The organism is Chromobacterium sp. HL1, assembly GCF_057418835.1.
Genome location: NZ_CP162399.1, coordinates 4,964,419 through 4,984,074, shown reverse-complemented (window position 1 = coordinate 4,984,074; position 19,656 = coordinate 4,964,419). Strand labels below are relative to the sequence as shown.

At 62.3% G+C, this 19,656-nt stretch carries 16 protein-coding genes and 3 rRNA genes; 3 read left to right on the top strand and 16 right to left on the bottom strand.

Features of this window, described 5'->3' with window-relative positions:
* Together AB1Z25_RS22855 and AB1Z25_RS22850 are read right to left on the bottom strand one after the other, a co-directional pair.
* Entirely contained in the window at positions 1–1,989 is a 1,989-nt protein-coding gene (locus AB1Z25_RS22855; RefSeq protein ID WP_235085440.1) for a hypothetical protein, read from the bottom strand.
* A gap of 10 nt (positions 1,990–1,999) precedes the next feature.
* Positions 2,000–3,025, bottom strand: coding sequence for a hypothetical protein (locus AB1Z25_RS22850; protein WP_107801525.1), 1,026 nt, complete (start codon positions 3,023–3,025; stop codon positions 2,000–2,002).
* Between the two features lie 433 nt (positions 3,026–3,458).
* Here AB1Z25_RS22850 and AB1Z25_RS22845 point away from each other — a divergent pair, with 433 nt between their 5' ends.
* Entirely contained in the window at positions 3,459–3,797 is a 339-nt protein-coding gene (locus AB1Z25_RS22845; protein WP_107801526.1) for a hypothetical protein, read from the top strand.
* Positions 3,798–3,885: 88 nt separating this feature from the next.
* Here the strand turns inward: AB1Z25_RS22845 and AB1Z25_RS22840 are convergent, their stop codons facing one another.
* From AB1Z25_RS22840 to AB1Z25_RS22790, 11 genes are all read right to left on the bottom strand, one after another.
* Positions 3,886–4,539 (bottom strand): phage baseplate assembly protein V, encoded by a 654-nt coding sequence (locus AB1Z25_RS22840; RefSeq protein WP_227106023.1) that lies wholly within the window; start codon positions 4,537–4,539, stop codon positions 3,886–3,888.
* Entirely contained in the window at positions 4,536–5,600 is a 1,065-nt protein-coding gene (locus AB1Z25_RS22835) for a phage late control D family protein (protein ID WP_253315578.1), read from the bottom strand. The genes AB1Z25_RS22840 and AB1Z25_RS22835 overlap by 4 nt, the downstream gene beginning before the upstream one ends.
* Positions 5,597–5,812 (bottom strand): tail protein X, encoded by a 216-nt coding sequence (locus AB1Z25_RS22830; protein WP_107801528.1) that lies wholly within the window; start codon positions 5,810–5,812, stop codon positions 5,597–5,599. Before AB1Z25_RS22830 ends, AB1Z25_RS22835 begins: the two co-directional genes overlap by 4 nt.
* 4 nt (positions 5,813–5,816) lie before the next feature.
* Positions 5,817–6,728, bottom strand: coding sequence for a phage tail protein (locus AB1Z25_RS22825; RefSeq protein WP_227106019.1), 912 nt, complete (start codon positions 6,726–6,728; stop codon positions 5,817–5,819).
* A 191-nt stretch (positions 6,729–6,919) separates the two neighbouring features.
* A complete protein-coding gene (locus tag AB1Z25_RS22820) occupies positions 6,920–9,649 on the bottom strand; it encodes a hypothetical protein (protein WP_486636234.1) in 2,730 nt (909 codons plus the stop codon).
* Positions 9,650–9,773: 124 nt separating this feature from the next.
* Positions 9,774–9,902 (bottom strand): GpE family phage tail protein, encoded by a 129-nt coding sequence (locus tag AB1Z25_RS22815; protein WP_191186169.1) that lies wholly within the window; start codon positions 9,900–9,902, stop codon positions 9,774–9,776.
* A 25-nt stretch (positions 9,903–9,927) separates the two neighbouring features.
* On the bottom strand, positions 9,928–10,182 hold the full coding sequence (locus AB1Z25_RS22810; RefSeq protein WP_107801531.1) for a phage tail assembly protein: 255 nt from the start codon (positions 10,180–10,182) through the stop codon (positions 9,928–9,930).
* Between the two features lie 199 nt (positions 10,183–10,381).
* On the bottom strand, positions 10,382–10,906 hold the full coding sequence (locus AB1Z25_RS22805; protein ID WP_043592621.1) for a phage major tail tube protein: 525 nt from the start codon (positions 10,904–10,906) through the stop codon (positions 10,382–10,384).
* Positions 10,907–10,908: 2 nt separating this feature from the next.
* A complete protein-coding gene (locus AB1Z25_RS22800; protein WP_486636233.1) occupies positions 10,909–12,345 on the bottom strand; it encodes a phage tail sheath subtilisin-like domain-containing protein in 1,437 nt (478 codons plus the stop codon).
* 2 nt (positions 12,346–12,347) lie between these two features.
* Complete coding sequence (locus AB1Z25_RS22795) at positions 12,348–12,542, bottom strand: hypothetical protein (protein ID WP_486636232.1); 195 nt, start codon at positions 12,540–12,542, stop codon at positions 12,348–12,350.
* Positions 12,539–13,000, bottom strand: a complete 462-nt coding sequence (locus tag AB1Z25_RS22790; protein ID WP_158274406.1) for a Gp37 family protein — start codon at positions 12,998–13,000, stop codon at positions 12,539–12,541. The genes AB1Z25_RS22795 and AB1Z25_RS22790 overlap by 4 nt, the downstream gene beginning before the upstream one ends.
* Positions 13,001–13,231: 231 nt before the next feature.
* Between AB1Z25_RS22790 and AB1Z25_RS22785 the strand changes: the two genes are divergently transcribed.
* Together AB1Z25_RS22785 and AB1Z25_RS22780 are read left to right on the top strand one after the other, a co-directional pair.
* On the top strand, positions 13,232–13,579 hold the full coding sequence (locus AB1Z25_RS22785) for a Mor transcription activator family protein (RefSeq protein WP_107801535.1): 348 nt from the start codon (positions 13,232–13,234) through the stop codon (positions 13,577–13,579).
* A 257-nt stretch (positions 13,580–13,836) separates the two neighbouring features.
* Positions 13,837–14,205: a hypothetical protein gene (locus tag AB1Z25_RS22780; protein ID WP_253315574.1), complete on the top strand. Its 369-nt coding sequence runs from the start codon at positions 13,837–13,839 to the stop codon at positions 14,203–14,205.
* Positions 14,206–14,309: 104 nt separating this feature from the next.
* Here AB1Z25_RS22780 and rrf read toward each other — a convergent pair.
* The 3 genes from rrf to AB1Z25_RS22765 all read right to left on the bottom strand — a co-directional run bounded on the left by rrf (position 14,310) and on the right by AB1Z25_RS22765 (position 19,276).
* Positions 14,310–14,424: ribosomal RNA gene (rrf, locus tag AB1Z25_RS22775) — 5S ribosomal RNA — on the bottom strand.
* Between the two features lie 123 nt (positions 14,425–14,547).
* Positions 14,548–17,436 (bottom strand): 23S ribosomal RNA (locus AB1Z25_RS22770).
* Positions 17,437–17,740: 304 nt separating this feature from the next.
* Positions 17,741–19,276: ribosomal RNA gene (locus AB1Z25_RS22765) — 16S ribosomal RNA — on the bottom strand.
* Together the 16S, 23S and 5S rRNA genes form the textbook arrangement of a ribosomal RNA operon.
* Positions 19,277–19,656 lie beyond the last annotated feature (380 nt).

Sequence of the window (19,656 nt, the reverse complement as noted above, 5' to 3'; positions counted from 1 at the left end):
TCAATCCTTGGACGGCGCGGCTTTGCGCTGCGCCTGGCGTTGCATCACCACCGCGGTCTTGCCGGCAACTTGCAAGGCGTCGAGGCTCACCGCCACCGCGTCGGTGTCCACCGCTTGCGGCGCGGGCAGGACGGCGGCCTTGGCCGGCGGCGCGCCCTTGAGCGGTTTGCCCTGAGCGTCGGTCTGCTTCAGCCACTTGAGGATGATGGCGCGTTTGTCTTCGGACAGGTCGCGCGTCACCGGCATGTGATTGGGGTCGCTCATCGGCAGGGCGAACGCCAGTTTGAGGATGTCCACATGGCGCACCACGGAGTCGTAATCGCCCAGGTCCACCACGTATTTGCTCATGATGGGATAGAGGTTGCCGTACTGGACGAAGATGGGCCGGATATCGTCGTACCAGGTGGGGTGTTCCGGCACCGGCACGCGGTTGAAGGCCAGTACGCTGACAAAGTTCCAGTAATTGCTGACATAGCCCTGCGGCTGATGCTGCAGCTGGTAGCCGATGCCGTACAACTGGCCGTCGATATAGCCGCGCGGATTGCCCGGTCCGGCCGGAATCGCGCCTATCTCCGCGCGGCCGTGGCCATTGTCGTTGGTGTGGAAACAGGCCGGATAGTGCACCGCGTCCGCCGGCACGCTGATCCTGGGCGGCAGCACCGGTTTGTTGTGCGGCGGCGACGGCGGCAACGGTTGGCCGCCGCCCATCAGGGTGGCGCCGTTGGGCAGCAGTTCCACGTTCACCTGCGCGGACAGCGGCTTGCCGTAGCGGCTGGCGAAGAAGCTGACCGGCAGCTGCTGGCCGGCGTTCAGCCGCAGCACGTGTTCGTCGGAACGCACATAGAGACCGTCGATGGACTCCTGCACCAGCACCTGGAACACACCGCCGGACGGCGCCAGCAGCAACACAGGGCAAGCTTCCAGCGCCTGCCTGGCGCCGGGGATGGCCGAGTAATCGAAGTCCTGGATCGCCGCGGTCTGGCGATACCACTCGGACGGCTCGTCGCTGGCCGCCGCGCCCGGCTGCGGCGGGTCGTAGGCCACCTGGCCCAGCACGATGACCTGGTCCTTGGGCAGATTGCCGCTGATCGGCGCATGCGCCGGCTGTTTCAACACCCCAAGCGTCAAGGTGCCCATGTCGACGAAGGCGCCGCTGGCGTCGACGATGGGCAGCGCGTTGCCGAAGTCCGCGGTCAGCGTCTGGCGCTCCGGGTGGTTCTGGCACTGGAAGCTGTAGACGCCGCCGGAGGGCACCATCGGATATTCATTGGGGTTGGGGTCCAGCTGCGCGGTCATTTGCCGGCCCATGACGAAGTGCCGGGGTTCGCGGTCGTGGTAAGGACCGATGGTGCCGACGATATGGCCCTGGGTATAGCGGGGAATGGACGGGTCGCGGCCGTAGCCGAACAGATTGAACTCGATGGCCAGCAGTCCGTGCTGGCTGGCCTTGCGCAGCGCCTCCAGCACCGGCGAGTGGCTGTGCCCGTGCCATTGCACGTTTTCCAGGATGGACTGGTAGTTGGCGGCCAGCAGTTGGTCCGAGCGGATGCCCTGCTGCTGGCGCTGCCACAGATTCATGAAGCCCACCGGCAGCATGTCGCCGATGAACAACGCGCGCTCGACATTGTCGGTCAGCCGCACTTGCAAGGCCCAGATCTGGGACACCATTTGCTGCTGCGGGTCCAGGTCCGCCATTTTGCCCGGCGCGCGGCAATCGGCGTTTTCCATCGCCATGCCGATGATGGGGTCCTGCGCGCTGCTGGTGACCGGCTTGCCGTTGAGGCTGGCGCCGGTGACGCTGCAGCTGACGAAGCGGAAAATGGCGGTGCCCTGCGGGTTCCAACCGCCGTCGCCGCCGGTCGTGGACAACTGCTGGTATTCCTCCTTGAAAGCGTCGGAATCGTAATAACAGACATTGTTGTTGACGGTGGACACGTCCGACTGGAAGTAGCCGGAAAAGTGAATGCGGGGAGAGTCGAGATAACTCATGGCGGTTCCTTTACGGCTGCAAAGTGGCCCAACTCGGGTCGGGTTGAGCGTTGGCCTTGTCGGCCGCCGGCGCGTCGGTCTTGCCCTTGTCCGGGCAATCGGTGGCGAACAGGCAGCACCATTCCGGTTTGGCCGGGCACATCTCGGCCACTTTGAGCCAGGTCCGTTTCGGATCCGGCTTCTGCGCGCGGAAGTTGCTGTAGTTCTGGCTGACCATGGGCGCGTCCGGCGGAGAGCCGGGATCGCCAGAGAAGAAGAAGGACTGCGGGTGCCGGTACGGCGCGCCCTTGCCGCCGTCGCGGGTCGCTTGCTTGTAGAAGGCGTAGCCGAACAGGATGCTGCCCGGCTGCACTATCCGCGAGTACGCCTGGACGCTGCCGTTCAGGTGCGTGCTCTGCTCGGCGTTGTACGGCAGATGCTTGATGAAGTCGCGGCGCGGCGGGTGATTGTCCAAGGAGAACTGGCAGCACTGCGGCGTGCCCTTGGGCCGGTCCGCGTAGCGCAGGAAATAAGCCTTGTTGCCCAAGGACACGAAGGAGCAGCTGTACTGGTTGCTGCCGGGGAAGATGGGCAGGCAGCGTTTTTCATAGTGTTCCATCATCGCGCCGCGGCCGTCGCCGTCCGCCGGCACATAGCTGGCGTCGTAGTAGCTGGCGCCGTAGGACTTTTCGTAGTCCTGACCCTCGCTCATGCCGGCCGGCGGCGAGGCGTACGGCGGCGGGTATTGCTGGATCGCCGCCTGATTGAAGATGCGATACATGGTCCAATCGCTGACCCACCACTCGGGGAACAGCGGATCGCTGGGTTCGCCGGGCTTGCGCGGATAGACGCAACTGCCCGGCAACAGACAGCCTACGGTGTTGTGCACGCCGCCGGTGTAGTAGCTGTGACGCCCAGCCGGCGTGCTTTTCAAGGCCTTGAGCGCGGCGGCCGCGGAGGCCTCCGGCATGTCGGCGGCCTGGGCGCCGGCGGCGACGCAGGCCAGAAGCAGCCACCCCCAGCGCGCGCTGGCGGTGACAGACTGTTGCAATGACATCGATCGTGCTCCTTGTATTGGAACCCCCGGTGCCATCCGCCCCCTTGGCCGCCGCTTCCTGCCCGACGCGCTACGGACGGCGCCGCTTCACGGGCGGCTGACCCGCCCTCCCTGATGCAGCGCACTACGTATAGTCACTTAGTATTAACACACATAAAAACACATGCTTTTATCATGACTTGTAAGTGTGGTTATAGCCGGCGGCGGATCAGTCGCAAAGGAAAATGTGAAATGCGGACTAAAACGACGCGGGCGCGACAGTCCTCTTCCCGGCCTTGACCCCAAGCTCGGCGCTGGACGACAATCCACGACGCGCCGGCTTTCCCGACGCCGGGAACGCGGCCCGCGCAGGCCGGCAGCCGCCCCGCCATGGACTTGCCCGCTTCCGATCGGTCCCGGACAGGCTGCGCCGACATCAATTGGAAACCTCATCATGGCCCTCTCCTCCCTCCCCTCCGCCGCCGAAGGCCAAGCCACGCGTCAGCTGGGGCAGGCCATCGCCCAATTGCAGGCGCTGCGTCAGCAACATACGGAATTGGGCGTGCTGGACGCGGTGATAGACGAGTTGAGCCGCTGCCGCCAATCCATACGCCAGATCGCCAGCCGCCACCTGTTGGAACTGGACGCCGCCAACAGCAGCCTGGGCGCGGCCTTGCAACTGCTGTGGCAGAGCGCAGACGGCGGAACGCAAGACCAGCACCTCGCCTTCATGCTGGAACCGCTGCATGCGATGCAGCTGAATGCGGCCAGCGAGTTGAACCGCTTGCTCTAAGGGATTGATTCAACACGCAAGCCAGCCCCGACGGAGAGATCCGTCGGGGCTGGCTTGTTGACGCCGCGGCCCAGCTAAAGCGCCGCGCCTACACCGGCCCGCCCGTCATGCCGCCCGGCGCCGGATGCACATGGCCGGCCAGGCTCTTGCCGCTGGCCACCACGTCGCCGCCGGCGTTGTTGAAGCTGCCGCCGCTCTGGCTGATGTTGCCGGAGAAGCTGGCGCCGCTGCCGCCGGAACCGTTCAGGCCGCCCTGATAGGTGAGCAGACCCTTGACCAGCAAGGTGCCGCTGATCTCGGTGGCCGGCGCGTCTATGCTGACCTTGGCCCCCGCCTTGAGGACGATTTCCGCCCCGGCCTCCACCACCACTTTTTGCACCCCGCCGCTGACGGTGAGCTGATGCGCGGCGCGGTCGTATTCCAGCGTCGCGCCGTCGGCGAAGCGGCGATGCCATTTATCGACGCTGGCCACCGGCACCGCGTCGGCGGCGGAGAAAATGGCGCCCAACACCACGCCGTCCTCGCCGCGCGCGTCCAGCAGCACCGCCACCTGCTCGCCGATGTCCGGCAGCCAGTAGTCCTTGTCGCGGCCGCTCTTGCGGCTGAGCACCGGCAGCCAGGCGGTGCGCAGACGCCCCAACTCCGGCAGCCGCACGCGGACGCGCTGGGTATTGGCGTCCACGGCGGAGACGCTGCCGAACTTGAGGGTGGCCAGCGCTTCCGGCAGGGGTACGTCCATCATGGCTTGCTCCTCTCTTTTTGCGGGTTTTGGGCGGCGCCGGCGCTCACCCGTTTCAATTCCAGCTCGCACACATAGCCGTCCTGGCGGCTGATGCGGTGGCTGGCGCGCTGGATCTGGTAGCGGCCGGACAATTTGCCGAAGCCGTCCAGATCGATATTGCTGCCGGCGGCCAGCTGCGGCGAGCCGTCCACGGTGATGGACATGCGGGTGCGGTCCAGTTGGCGGCGCTCCAGCTCCGCCGCCGCCATCTGTTCGGCCTGGCGCTTGCCGGCGGCCTTGCGGGTGAGCTTGACGGTGTCCGCGCTGCTGGCCTTGCCGCCCGGCGCCTTGGCGTCGGCGCGCACGCTGGCGGTGCGCAGCGCGCGCTTGGCCGGGTCGTGATAGCTGACGTCCACCTGGGCCGGCACCTTGCTGAGCTGGTCCTGGGCCTGCCAGGCCATCAGCTGAGCCGGGGTGTAGCGGCGCACGCTGGCGCTCCGCATCAGGTCGCTGCGCTTCCAAAACACCAGCTTGCGGTTGTTGTCCATCACCTTGCAGACGTAGCCGTGCTGGTCCGCCACCCGTTGCAGGAATTGCAGATCGGTTTCGTGGTACTGGGTCAGCCGGTCTATGTTCACCGTCTCGATCTTGCCCTGCAGCTTCATCCGGTGGCGCTTGGCGATGCGCTGGGCCAGCGCTTGCAGCGTGATCTGCTCATAGGCGCGGCCGTTCTTGGTGCGCAGCGGGTGCTGCACGCCGGTGGCCAGCGCGCGGATGCGCACGGTGGACGGCGGCGAACGGTATTCCACTTCGTCAATGTCGAAGCTGCCCGCCGCCACCAGCGCCGCGCCGCGATAGCCCAGTTTGAGCGCCAGCGTGGCGCCCTTGTCCGGATACCAGCCGTCCAGCCAGCGGCCGTCCACGTCTTCCAATTCCACGTCCAACTCGTCGGATTCGCCGCTCAGGTGATCGGTATAGCTGACGCTGAGCGCGTGGCGAGCGATGTCGGCGGTAATGGATTTGCCGTTGTAGCTGAGTTCGAAGGCCGGCGTCGGCACCTCTTGCGCGCGGCTGTCGCTCATGAGCGCCTCCACGGCGGCAGTTGCTCCAGCGCCTCGCTGTCCGCGGCCTCCAGCACCGGAACGGCCAGGATCAGGCCGGCGGGCAGGGTTTCGCCTATGGGAATGTGGGCGTTGTTGGCGATCAGCTGCGCCATCTGGCCGACGTCGCCGTAATAACGCCAGGCGATCTGGTCCCAGCGTTCGTTTTCTTGAGTCACATGATTCAGGAACATGGCTTCACCTCAGGATGCGCCGCACCGCGGCCTTGGCGGCCAGGCCGGCCAGCGGCTCGGCCAGTTCGCGCAAGGCCACCTCGGAGCGGCCGTTGATTTCTTCGCAGGCGGCCAGCTTGTCCAGCACCTGGCCGGCCTGGGTGCCGGCCAGCAGCCGGCCCATCGCCGTCATATTGAGCTTGGCCTGCTGCAGGCTCTGGCCCACGCGCACCGCGTCGCCGGCCAGCTTGCTGTATTGCTCGAACTTGGCCATCTGCTCGCCGCTGACTTGCAGCCCGGGAGCCAGCGCCTGCACCTCCTTGAGCAGGCCGGGCAGCTTTTCCAGCGCCGCGGCCGGGTCTCGGCCGGCCAGCTGACGCAGTTCGCGCGCGGTGTTGATCACGGTCTTGACCTTGCCCACCACGCTTTTGACCTGGGCCACGGTCTTGGCCAGGCCGGCGATGTCGGCCTTGAAGCGCTCCAACCCGGCCGGCAGCTTGAGCTTGCCCGCGGGCAGGCTGGCGGCGGCCTTGGCCAGCGCCGGCTTGGGCTTGGGCGGCGCGTCGCCGCCGTACTCGCGCAGGCTGAGCTGGGCCTCCACCGCCAACAGGCTGCCGCTGCGGTCGGTCTGGCGACCGGTGCTCTGCAGTTCGGCGATGACGAAGCGGCCTTTGTAGTCGCCGTTGCCCAACACCAAGGCCAAGGCCTGGTGCTGCAGGCGCGCCGCCTGCAGCTTTTGCAGCTCCTCGTCCGGCTGGCAGTAGGCGGCGTGCAGCACCAGGTCGATGCGGATTTCGTCCAGCTTGTCGCCGACGAATTGCAGCACCGGCTTGCCGCCGATGCGGCCGTGTTCGGCGAAGTCGCTGCCGCTGCGCTGTTCCAGGCCGTCGAAATAACTGATCAGATCAAACTCGATATTGCCCAGTACCGCGTACATGGGTTGCCCTCCGAATGGGTGGAAAGAGAACCCGGCGCGCGAGCGCGCCAGGCTCCGCGGCTTTTAGAAAGCCCGGGTACGATGCTGCGAGCAAGAGCGAGACACGAAATGGTCGAGAGGGACATGAGCATTTCGAAGGTGTACTCACCGTGCCACGTCTCACGCAGCGCAGCTGAATCGCACGCCGGTTCTCAAGCGCGGGCGCTGTAACTGCGCCGTTGCCTGTCCGCCTCGTAGCGCCGCATCAGGCGTTCGAACTCGACGTAGGACAGCTGCACCGCCTGTTGCACCTGCTGCTTGACCGTGGCCGCCGCGCTGGCGGTGACGGTGATGTGCGGCGCGAAGGTGACGTTCATGCCGCCGCCGGCGCTCTTGCCCGGCGACTTGGCCGCCGCGCCGCCCTGTTGCAGGCCTTGCAGCTGCCGGGCGCGCACTTCCGCCTGGGCGGACACCGAGACGCTGGCCGTCACTTCCGCGCCGACCCCGCCGCGCTTGCCCGCCGACGCGCCGAAGTCCACCTTGGGCGGCCGCGACGGCGGCTGGGCGGCGGCAGGCGGCGCGGCGGGCGGCTGCTTGGCCTTGCCGGGCATGGGCGCGCCGTGAATGGCCTGGCCCACCTTGCCGCCGGCCCATTCCCCGGCGTACTTGCCGGCGAAGTGACCGATGACGCCGCCCACCAAGGTGCCGACGCCGGGCAGAATCATGCTGCCTATGGCCGCGCCCATCGCCGCGCCGCCGATGGAGCCGCCGGCCTTGCCGCCTATCTTCCAGTACTCCTTGTTCTTCTCGGTCTGGCTGCGATTGGACTTGCTGACGTTCCACGCCTCCTGGCCGGCCTCCAACGCCGTGATCACCGAACCGGCGACGCCGGCCTTGAGCAAGCCGCCGGTGCGCTTGAACACTTCCTTGCCGATGCCGAACCCGGCCTTGGCCACGCCGGCGCCGGCCTTCAACAAGGGCGCCGCGCGCTGGGCCGCCGCCTTGGCCAGCTTGGCCGCGCCGCCGATGCCGCCGCGCGCCAGCCCGGGCAGGCGCTTCAGCCCCGCTCCGACGCGGCTGGCCACCGAACCCGCCGCCCTGGCCGCGCTCTGCGCGCCGGCCTTGGCCTTGCCCGGCAGGCTCTTGAGCCAGTCCCCGGTTTTCTGCGCACCGCTACGCAGCATGCCGGGCACCTGCTTCAGCGCATTGCCCAAGCCTTTGATTCCGGCCTTGGCCAGCACCGCGCCGCGACGGAAGGCTTCGCCGATGCCGCCTGGCAGGCCGCGGCCCTTGGGCAGCCGCCGCGGACGCGGGCTCCGTCTGGGGCTCGGTCTCGGCTGCGGGCTTGGCCTCCGTTTCGGGCTGGGCTTGGGACGCGGCTTGGGCCTGGGTCGCCGCTCTTTGCGGCCGCGCTCGCGCCGGCCGTCCTTTTTCTCTTTCTTGCGACGTTCGTCCCGATCCGGGTCCATGCCGTCGCCGGGCTTGTCGATGTCGCGCGTGGCCGGCTGGCAGCAACAGCAGCAGTTCTCGGGCTTGGCCTCCATGCAGCCGCCGGGCTTGTCCGTCTGGCTCTGGCTGCTTCCGGGTTTGTCCGTCTCGCTCTGAGTGGCGCCCGGCTTGTCTTCCTTGAACCATTCGCTGCCGGCGGCCCAGAGCTTGCTCAGCAAGCCGCCCTTGGTGTCCTGGTAACGGCGCAGCGATTTGCCCACCTTGTCGCTGATCTCGCCGGCCTTGGTCGCGCCGTCCTCCAGCTCTTTCACCGAGCCGAGCAGGCTTTCCACGCTGGGCAGCTTGCCGCCCAGCAAGGGGTTGAGCTTGCCGTGCACATAGCGCAGCGCCTTGTTGCCCATGCCTTGCGACAAGGTCTTGTGCACGGTGCCGGCCGCCTTGGCCACATCGCGGCTGATGCTGCCCACCTTGTCGTTGAATTCGATCAGGGGCGTGGCGTCCGGCGCCGGCAGGCCTTGCAATAGACGAATGGCGGAACGGATCTTGCCGCCGCCGGCCTTGCCTTTGGCCGCCGCGCCTCCCGCCTTGCCCGGCTGGGCCGCCTTGGCGCCGTCTTCTTTCAGCAGCGTCTCACTGGCGGCGGCGATCTTGGCCAGCACGCTGCCCGGGGTGTCGGCGTAGCGGCGCAGCGCCTGGCCCACTCTGGCCGCGCCCTTGGCGACGGTGTCGCCGGCGTCGCGGGTGCTTTCCAGCGCGCCCAACATGGCGTCCACGCTAGGCAGCTTGCCGCCCAGCAAGGGATTGAGCTTGCCGTGCACATAGCGCAAGGCCTTATTGCCCAGGCCTTTGGACAAGACTTCGTGGGTTTTGCCGGCGGCGTCGGACAGCCAGCGCGAGGACAGCTGAACAGCGTCGGCCACGCCTATCCATCGCTGGATGCCGGGCGTGCGCAGACGCTGAAGGGTGGATTCGAGATCGGGCGGCGCGTCCTTGGACTTGTCGCCGCCGTCCCCGCGCGGGGTCGGGCGCTTGGGCACGGTCGGCGGGCGCGGATTGCAGGTGGCGTCTTTTTGCCGCTCCTGGCTTTCCAGCACCCGCTGTTCCACTTCGATCACCGCCTTGACCTTCACCGAGGCCTGCAGCTCGACGCGGCACTTGGCCACCATCTCGCTGACCTGGGACACGCCGGGCAGGGCGAGCTTGACGCCCTGCCCGCGCTTGACGCTGTCCAGCCAGGCGTCGTGACGCCGGCGCAAGCGGTCCAGCGTCAATTCCAGCTTGCGGTGATCCCGTTCCAGCTGCGGCAGATCCAGCGCGGCGAAGGCCTTGCGGGAACGCTCCACGCTGTCGCTCAGCTCGCGCTGGCGGTCGCGCAGGCGCAAGCTGGTCTTGCCCAGTTCGTCCAAGGAGGCGCGGGCGGAACGGAAGGCGTTGTCGAAGACCCCGGACAGCGTCGCTCCCACCTTAAGACCGATGAAAAACTCGCTTACCATGGTGTTAGCCTGTGAGTATGAGGGGAAGGCCGCCAAACCAGCTCCGGCGGCTCCGGGTGGGGCCGGCGGGCGTCCTGACGGACGGGCCGGCCCCGGACCGCGCGGACGCGCGGCGCAGGAAAAATCAGTCTCGATCCAGCCACTGCTGTTCGCGCTCGTGACGGCGCTGGATCTCTCGCTCCGCCACCTCGCACCAAAACCAGTAGTCGTCCATCGCCAGCGCGTCGATTTCCGACGGCGGCAGGCCCAGCACGGTCAGCAGCGCTTCGTCGAATTCCTTAAGCGTCGTCGGAGACGCCCACCATGTCGCGAAAGCAGTCCGCCAGCGCGCGGCTGTCGGCGATGTCGAGCTGGTCGATATCTTCCAGCGTCAGGCCGGTCATGCGCGCGAACAGGAAATCCTCCTGGTCCGCGTCGTCCTGGCTGTGATGACTGGCGGCTTTGAGATCCGCGCGCTTCAGGCGGCTGATGTCCAGGCTGTCCAGACGTTCGCCGGCGGCGTTGGTGAACGGGTATTTGAGTTTGATCTTCATGTGAGCTCCTTGGTCGCGGGCTGCGTGGTTGATGAGCTTCATTGTCCGGTTTACGGCCCGTCGGGTCTGTTAAAGCCCTTTAGGGAAAGGCTTGAAGCCGCCGGTCGCCTCCCCGCGGCTCCGGCGGACCCAGCCAAGCCGGGTCCAGCCTCGTCCGCGCGGAAAGAGAGAAACAAGCCGGCCGGCGGCCGGCCCTCCATCAACCGCCGATATTGCGACGGTACAGTTCCAGCATGTCGTTGCCGCCCACCCGGAAGATGTTGGCCAGGTAGTCCAGCTCCAGCACGTCCTCGCCGTCCACGACCTGCTTGATGTAGGTGGCGGAGAAGGAAGAGCTGAAATCGGCGTTTTCATGCTGCTTGTAGGTGCCCAGCGGGTTCTTCTTGAACATCACGGTCAGGAAGGTCACCAGGCTGACCTGCTGCAAGCGGCCCTGCGCGCCGTAGGTCTCGATGCTGGAGCGGGCCTGCAATTGCACCGCCTGGAACGGATTGGCGATGATCTTGGCCACGTCCTTGTACAAGGAGTTCCACTTGATCTCGCCTTCCAGCTTGTCGAAGCCGGCCGGCAGCTCGATCTTGCCTACCATGCCCAAGGCCTTGTGCTCCTGCATGATGGCGGACACGTCCGGCAGCTTGATCTCCTCGGCGCGGCCCAACAGCGAGTTGCCGTTGATGTAGATGTTGGCGTTGGTGATGCGGTTGATTTCAATCTTGCCTGCCATGATCAATTGCCTCCCTTCAGGCTCAACAGGTATTCCGAGGTGATCTCGGTCTCAAAGGTCAGACGTTCCAGCGGCGGCGGCACCGTGTACTTGTAGCTGATCAGCAGATGGCCGGCGGCCAGCTCGGTCTCCGGATTGCGCGCCACGTCGAACCAGGCCTTGAAGCCCAGCAGCGCGCCGTCGCCGATCAGCTTGCGGCCGTAGCCGTTCACCGACTCCACCAGCGCGTCGATGGTGGCCTGGTTCAGCGGCATGTCGATGAACTGCTGGCTGAAATAGCGGATCGACTCATTGATCACGTCGCCGGTGCGGCGCACGTTCTCGAAGTTGCGCATATGGCTGACGGTGGGCCAGGCGGCGGTGCGGTTGCCCCACAGGCGGAAACCCGAACCAAAGCTGGAGAACACCGTGGTGATGCCCTGCTCGTTCAGCAGGTTCACCTCGGACTGCGGATCGTCAATCATCGCGGTCAGCTGGCGCTCCACGCCGATGACGCCGGCCAGCTCCTGGTTGGAACTGGACCACCAGAAGCCCTTGTCGTTGTCCACCTTGGCGCGCAGGCCGGCGGCGCGGGCCGACAGCGGCTCCAGACGGGTGTCGTTGGTGGCCGGGTCGAACACCTTGACGTGCGGATAGCACAGGCGAACGCGGTCGCTGGAGGTGTTGAAGTTGATGCCGCCGGCCGGGCCGCGGCCCGCTTGCGCCTGGGCGAAGCTGGTGCCGATGGGCGCGTCGACATAGGCGATGGCGTCCAGCTTGTCGGCCATGGCCGCCATCGCGCTGGCCACCGAGTTCTGAGTGCAGAAGCCCGGCGCGATCAACAGCTTGGCGAAGAAGCCGAAACGGTTATAGGTGTCTTGCAGCGCCTTCAGGCCGGTGCGGTTGCCGGCGGCGTTGACCGCGCCGATGATGTCGGCGGCGGTGACCTTGGCCGGGTCGGCGTAGTCATAGCTGACTTTCAGGCCGGCGCCGGCGGCGATGGCGCCGTCCTTCAGGCGGGTGATCTTGCCGTTGACCGCGTCCAGCAGGTAGTCAGTGCCGGCCACGTAGGCGGTGGCGCCGTCGGCGCTCTTCACCGTCACGTTCAAGAGCGCCGCCTTGGCGGTCTTGCCCTGGCCGGTGGCCGCGTCCAGCGTCATGGCCTCGCCGGCGACCGAGCTCTTGTGCAGCGCCGGGTCCAGCACATTGATCACCACCACGGTGCCGGCGCCGTGATCGTAGATCGCGTTCAGCGCTTGCGGAATGGTGAAGCCGGCCAGCTGCGGGCCAAAGGCCGCCCCGTCTTTTTCCGACAGGCACAACACCGGGGTATTGGCCGCTTCCGGCGCCAGCGGCGCGGTGCCGATCAGGCCGATCACCGCCGATTTGACGGTGCGCACCGGGCGCGCGCCGCGTTCCACTTCAATGGTTTCCACGCCATGCAGATAATTGGCTGCCATGCTCAAGCTCCTTGTTCAGCGCTAGGGGACGTCGATGCCGCCGCTTGCGGCAACGGGCTCAGATGCTGCAAGGCCAACAGCACGCGGGTGTAATCGTGCTGTTCCGGCATCTCCACCTCGGCGCCGGGAAACAACATGATTTCCTGGCCGTCGGCCAAAGTGACGCCGCTGATCGGCCCGGAATACAAATACTTCATGCTTGCTCCTCCTTAGTGACTGCGGTTAACACAGGCTCATGCCCCGGGGCCGCCTCCGCCACCTGCAAGGTGTCGGCGGCCAGCGAAATGGCGTAACGGGCGATGCCGTCGCTGAAGCCCAAAAAGGTTTCGCTCGACAGACAGGCGGGTCGGCAATCCGGCGCGGAGAATCCCAGGCAGGCGCGCCGCGCCGCGTCCAGCGCTTCCGTATCGTTGACTTGCGCGCCGGCGCGCCGCAGCAGCAGCGTCAGCTCCAACTGCAGCGTACGCAGCTGGCAGACGCCGGCCACATCGCGCGGCAAGGCGAATTGGCTGCCTCGATAGCTCAACAAGAGCGCGCCTTGCGGATGTTCAAGCCGGTAATCGGCCGGCGCGGCGCAATGCTCGACGCTCAATGACGGCAAAACGCCGCGCAAACGCGCCAACAGCGCGTCAACGATTTGGGAAGTGCTGGCCACGGGCGGGCTCCTGGACATCGTGGGAAGAAAGGCGAGATCACTCGCAAGGACGGTTGCCGACGACGCCTGGCCATCGAACGAGGGCAAGGATGCGCCATCGTCCCCATTGCGGTCTTTTAACCCTCTTTACAGAAAGCCGGACCGCGCCGGCGCTGACAGCCGTCATCCGGGCCGCGCGCGCGAAGACGGCGATAATGGCCGTCATCGATACCGCCGCCAAAGGACAACGCCATGCAAGCACGCTTTCGCAGCAAAGGACCGGAACTGCTCGTCGACCTGGCCCAGCACGTAGCCATGACGCTGAAACAGCTCGCCAACACCGAACAACAACAAGCGGAGCAACTGGGGCAGGAAATCGCCGAACGCATGGCCAAACACTGGGGCGGACAGAACATCTACTTCCCCATCGGCTTGTCCTATCAGTCCTCTCTGCGCGACCAGCAGATCTACGGCGAATTCACCGGCGGCAACCACGCCGAACTGGCGCGTCGCTACGGCGTATCGCTGCAATGGATCTACAAAATCATCAAGACGGAACGCCAAAGGGAGCTGGAGCAACGCGCCGGGCAGACCGGCTGAGCACGCCCCGCCGCGCCCATGAAAAAAGCCGCTCCTCCAAAACCGGAGAGCGGCTTTTCTGACTCAGACTTTAAACAAACTCAATCCAATAAAGGCTTGATTTAAAACATTTATAGTAATTTTCTATTAAATATAGTTTTAATATATTAATTTTTTCCTGGAATCAATCCGGATACCGCCTATACCTAGAAGGCCACACCACCACAGCGGCCACAGACCGCTGAGCGCAACGTCACTAGATCAAACGGGGTATCCACATGACACATCCAGCGCCTCTCGCCGCCATGGCTTTCCTGTTGCTGTCGTCTTTTGCTCACGCCGACGGCGGGGTCATCACCTTCAGCGGCCGCATCGTCGAAGCCCAATGCCCGTTGGCGCTCGACGCGCCCAGCCGCGTCAACGGCCCCAGCCGGCTGGAAGTCGGCAAATGCAAGGCGCCGGTCCATATCCAGGCCCTCGCGGCCAACGGCGAGAACCTGCCGGTGCGCGCCAACGCCGACGCCCTAGCCAGCAGCCAGGTCGCCGCCAAAGGCTACGACCTGGATCGCAGCGACAAGCTGCGCAGCTTCAATATCCTCACGCCCAAAGACAAGCCGCGCGGCCAACTAGTGGTCAGCTATTACTGACGGCCGGACATAACAAAGCCTCCCTTAGGGGAGGCTTCCGTGTCGCCGTTCAACAGCACAATGCATAAAGCCCAGCTCGTGTGAGCTGGGCTTTGCAATGGGGCGTCTGGCGGTGTCCTACTTTCACATGGCGAATGCCACACTATCATCGGCGCTAAGGCGTTTCACGGTCCTGTTCGGGATGGGAAGGCGTGGGACCACCTCGCTATGGCCACCAGACATAAACTGGTACAAACTTGAAGAAGCCTAGGTCGATACTCGATCAACCCACATATATTCGGTATTCAATTGTGTCGCACAACCACTATCTCGTCACTCGGTTTCCCAAGCCACTCAAATGATAGGATCAAGCCTCACGAGCAATTAGTATCGGTTAGCTTAACGCCTCACAGCGCTTCCACACCCGACCTATCAACGTCCTGGTCTCGAACGACTCTTCAGGAGGGTCAAGCCCTCAGGGAAGTCTCATCTTCAGGCGAGTTTCCCGCTTAGATGCTTTCAGCGGTTATCTCTTCCGCACTTAGCTACCCGGCAATGCGACTGGCGTCACAACCGGTACACCAGAGGTGCGTCCACTCCGGTCCTCTCGTACTAGGAGCAGCCCCCGTCAAACTTCCAACGCCCACTGCAGATAGGGACCAAACTGTCTCACGACGTTTTGAACCCAGCTCACGTACCACTTTAAATGGCGAACAGCCATACCCTTGGGACCGGCTACAGCCCCAGGATGTGATGAGCCGACATCGAGGTGCCAAACACCGCCGTCGATGTGAACTCTTGGGCGGTATCAGCCTGTTATCCCCGGAGTACCTTTTATCCGTTGAGCGATGGCCCTTCCATTCAGAACCACCGGATCACTATGTCCTGCTTTCGCACCTGCTCGACTTGTCGGTCTCGCAGTTAAGCTACCTTTTGCCATTGCACTATCAGCACGATTTCCGACCGTACCTAGGTAACCTTCGAACTCCTCCGTTACACTTTGGGAGGAGACCGCCCCAGTCAAACTGCCTACCATGCACTGTCCCCAATCCGGATCACGGACCAAGGTTAGAACCTCAAACACACCAGGGTGGTATTTCAAGGACGGCTCCATGAGAACTAGCGTTCCCACTTCATAGCCTCCCACCTATCCTACACAAGTCTGTTCAAAGTCCAATGCAAAGCTACAGTAAAGGTTCACGGGGTCTTTCCGTCTAGCAGCGGGGAGATTGCATCTTCACAAACACTTCAACTTCGCTGAGTCTCAGGAGGAGACAGTGTGGCCATCGTTACGCCATTCGTGCGGGTCGGAACTTACCCGACAAGGAATTTCGCTACCTTAGGACCGTTATAGTTACGGCCGCCGTTTACTGGGGCTTCGATCAAGAGCTTGCACCCCATCACTTAACCTTCCAGCACCGGGCAGGCGTCACACCGTATACGTCCACTTTCGTGTTGGCACAGTGCTGTGTTTTTGTTAAACAGTCGCAGCCACCGATTCTCTGCGACCTCTCAAAGCTCCTCCCGCAGGGGATTCACTCTAAGAGGCATACCTTCTCCCGAAGTTACGGTATCAATTTGCCGAGTTCCTTCTCCTGAGTTCTCTCAAGCGCCTTAGAATTCTCATCCTGCCCACCTGTGTCGGTTTGCGGTACGGTTCTTATGCAGCTGAAGCTTAGTGGCTTTTCCTGGAAGCGTGGTATCAGTCACTTCAGGTCCGTAGACCCTCGTCATCACGTCTCGGCCTTAAGGGGCGGCGGATTTGCCTACCACCCCAGCCTACCGGCTTAAACAGACTATTCCAACAGTCTGATGACCTAACCTTCTCCGTCCCCACATCGCACTGCATAAAAGTACGGGAATTTTAACCCGTTTCCCATCGACTACGCTTTTCAGCCTCGCCTTAGGGGCCGACTCACCCTACGCCGATGAACGTTGCGTAGGAAACCTTGGGCTTTCGGCGAGCGGGCTTTTCACCCGCTTTATCGCTACTCATGTCAGCATTCGCACTTCTGATATCTCCAGCATCCCTTACGAGACACCTTCACAGACCTACAGAACGCTCCCCTACCATCTGCACTTACGTGCAAATCCGCAGCTTCGGTTATCAGTTTGAGCCCCGTTACATCTTCCGCGCAGGACGACTCGACCAGTGAGCTATTACGCTTTCTTTAAATGATGGCTGCTTCTAAGCCAACATCCTGGCTGTCTATGCCTTCCCACCTCGTTTACCACTTAACTGATCATTTGGGACCTTAGCTGGCGGTCTGGGTTGTTTCCCTCTTGACGATGGACGTTAGCACCCACCGTCTGTCTCCCATGCTCGCACTTTCCGGTATTCAGAGTTTGCCATGGTTTGGTAAATCGCAATGACCCCCTAGCCATAACAGTGCTTTACCCCCGGAAGTGATACATGAGGCACTACCTAAATAGTTTTCGGGGAGAACCAGCTATCTCCGAGTTTGTTTAGCCTTTCACCCCTATCCACAGCTCATCCCCTAGTTTTGCAACACTAGTGGGTTCGGACCTCCAGTGCGTGTTACCGCACCTTCATCCTGGCCATGGATAGATCACTCGGTTTCGGGTCTACGCCCAGCAACTAAATCGCCCTATTCGGACTCGGTTTCCCTACGCCTCCCCTATTCGGTTAAGCTCGCTACTGAACGTAAGTCGCTGACCCATTATACAAAAGGTACGCAGTCACGGAACAAGTCCGCTCCCACTGTTTGTATGCATCCGGTTTCAGGTTCTATTTCACTCCCCTCCCGGGGTTCTTTTCGCCTTTCCCTCACGGTACTGGTTCACTATCGGTCGATCATGAGTATTTAGCCTTGGAGGATGGTCCCCCCATCTTCAGACAGGATTTCTCGTGTCCCGCCCTACTTATCGTACGCCTAGTCCTTGGAATGCGTTTTCGTGTACGGGGCTATCACCCACTATGGCGGTCCTTTCCATGAACCTTCCACTAACACAATCCATAACACGTACAGGCTCTTCCGCGTTCGCTCGCCACTACTAACGGAATCTCGGTTGATTTCTTTTCCTGCAGCTACTTAGATGTTTCAGTTCGCTGCGTTCGCCTCCTCAGACCTATGGATTCAGTCTGGGATCTCCTTGCGGAGGGGTTTCCCCATTCGGACATCGCGGGATCAAAGCTCTATTGCCAGCTCCCCCGCGCTTTTCGCAGGCTTACACGTCCTTCTTCGCCTATGATCGCCAAGGCATCCACCAGATGCACTTAGTCGCTTGACCCTATCATTTCAGTAACCTAGATCACCAAAACAACAAGTGTGTTTGTGCGACGACTACACCGCCCCTTTTGATATGGCGACGTAGCCTAGATACAATCAAATACCCAAGATGACGATCCGTCCACGTAAAGAGTTAACTCTACGTTTCCTTCTCGCCGTCTTTATATATTCGGCTTCTTCAGTTTGTTAAAGATCAGTGCGTTCAAACAACGCGATCACAGTACTCATCCAAGCACTCTGATCGCGAGACTCAAACTCGCGAATAACCGATAGGCTGTAAGTACTCGATCAACAACCTTCTCTAGAAAGGAGGTGATCCAGCCGCAGGTTCCCCTACGGCTACCTTGTTACGACTTCACCCCAGTCATGAATCCCACCGTGGTAAGCGGCCTCCTTACGGTTAGCCTACCCACTTCTGGTGAAACTCACTCCCATGGTGTGACGGGCGGTGTGTACAAGACCCGGGAACGTATTCACCGCAGCATGCTGATCTGCGATTACTAGCGATTCCGACTTCACGCACTCGAGTTGCAGAGTGCGATCCGGACTACGATCGGTTTTATGAGATTGGCTCCACCTCGCGGCTTCGCGACCCTCTGTACCGACCATTGTATGACGTGTGAAGCCCTGGTCATAAGGGCCATGAGGACTTGACGTCATCCCCACCTTCCTCCGGTTTGTCACCGGCAGTCCCATTAGAGTGCCCAACTTAATGATGGCAACTAATGGCAAGGGTTGCGCTCGTTGCGGGACTTAACCCAACATCTCACGACACGAGCTGACGACAGCCATGCAGCACCTGTGTTAACGCTCCCTTTCGGGCACCGCCACATCTCTGCGGCGTTCGTTACATGTCAAGACCAGGTAAGGTTTTTCGCGTTGCATCGAATTAATCCACATCATCCACCGCTTGTGCGGGTCCCCGTCAATTCCTTTGAGTTTTAACCTTGCGGCCGTACTCCCCAGGCGGTCAACTTCTCGCGTTAGCTACGCTACCAAGGATTCAAACCCCCAACAGCTAGTTGACATCGTTTAGGGCGTGGACTACCAGGGTATCTAATCCTGTTTGCTCCCCACGCTTTCGTGCATGAGCGTCAGTGTCATCCCAGGGGGCTGCCTTCGCCATCGGTATTCCTCCGCATCTCTACGCATTTCACTGCTACACGCGGAATTCTACCCCCCTCTGACGCACTCTAGTCGTGCAGTCTCCAATGCCGTTCCCAGGTTAAGCCCGGGGCTTTCACATCAGACTTGCACAACCGCCTGCGCACGCTTTACGCCCAGTAATTCCGATTAACGCTTGCACCCTACGTATTACCGCGGCTGCTGGCACGTAGTTAGCCGGTGCTTATTCTTCCGGTACTCTCAGACCCAGCGGTTATTAACCACTAGGATTTGCTCCCGGACAAAAGTCCTTTACAACCCGAAGGCCTTCTTCAGACACGCGGCATGGCTGGATCAGGCTTGCGCCCATTGTCCAAAATTCCCCACTGCTGCCTCCCGTAGGAGTCTGGGCCGTGTCTCAGTCCCAGTGTGGCGGATCATCCTCTCAGACCCGCTACTGATCGACGCCTTGGTGAGCCTTTACCTCACCAACTAGCTAATCAGACATCGGCTGCTCGTATAACGTGAGGCCTTTCGGTCCCCCACTTTCCCCCTCAGGGCGTATGCGGTATTAATCCGGCTTTCGCCGAGCTATCCCCCATTACACGGTACATTCCGATGCATTACTCACCCGTTCGCCACTCGTCAGCGGTGCAAGCACCCTGTTACCGTTCGACTTGCATGTGTAAAGCATGCCGCCAGCGTTCAATCTGAGCCAGGATCAAACTCTTCAGTTCAATTCCAAGCAAATTTTCTGGCACGCAAGATCAAAGAAACATCGAGACATTTCTCGTCTTGCAGTGCAAGTGTTTGGTCATCGACCGAGCACTTACACCTATCGGTTATTCGTTCTGTTAAAGATCGGTGCAGGTCGCTGCGTTTCGTTTCCGCCGCTGCGTTGTCTGCTGAGGAGGTGAAATATACGTTACAGCCCCCGCTCCGTCAACACCTATTTTGAAAAAAGAGAGGATTTTTAAGATATCACAACCTAAGTCAATGATTTAAATGAATATTCTCCATAAAGGATTTTACAAGAACTTTTGGGCAAGCCGGAAAACAAGGCTTCCCAGCTTGTTGTCGTCGGCAGATAAGCTGCGAAAGCGGGCAGATTTTCCCC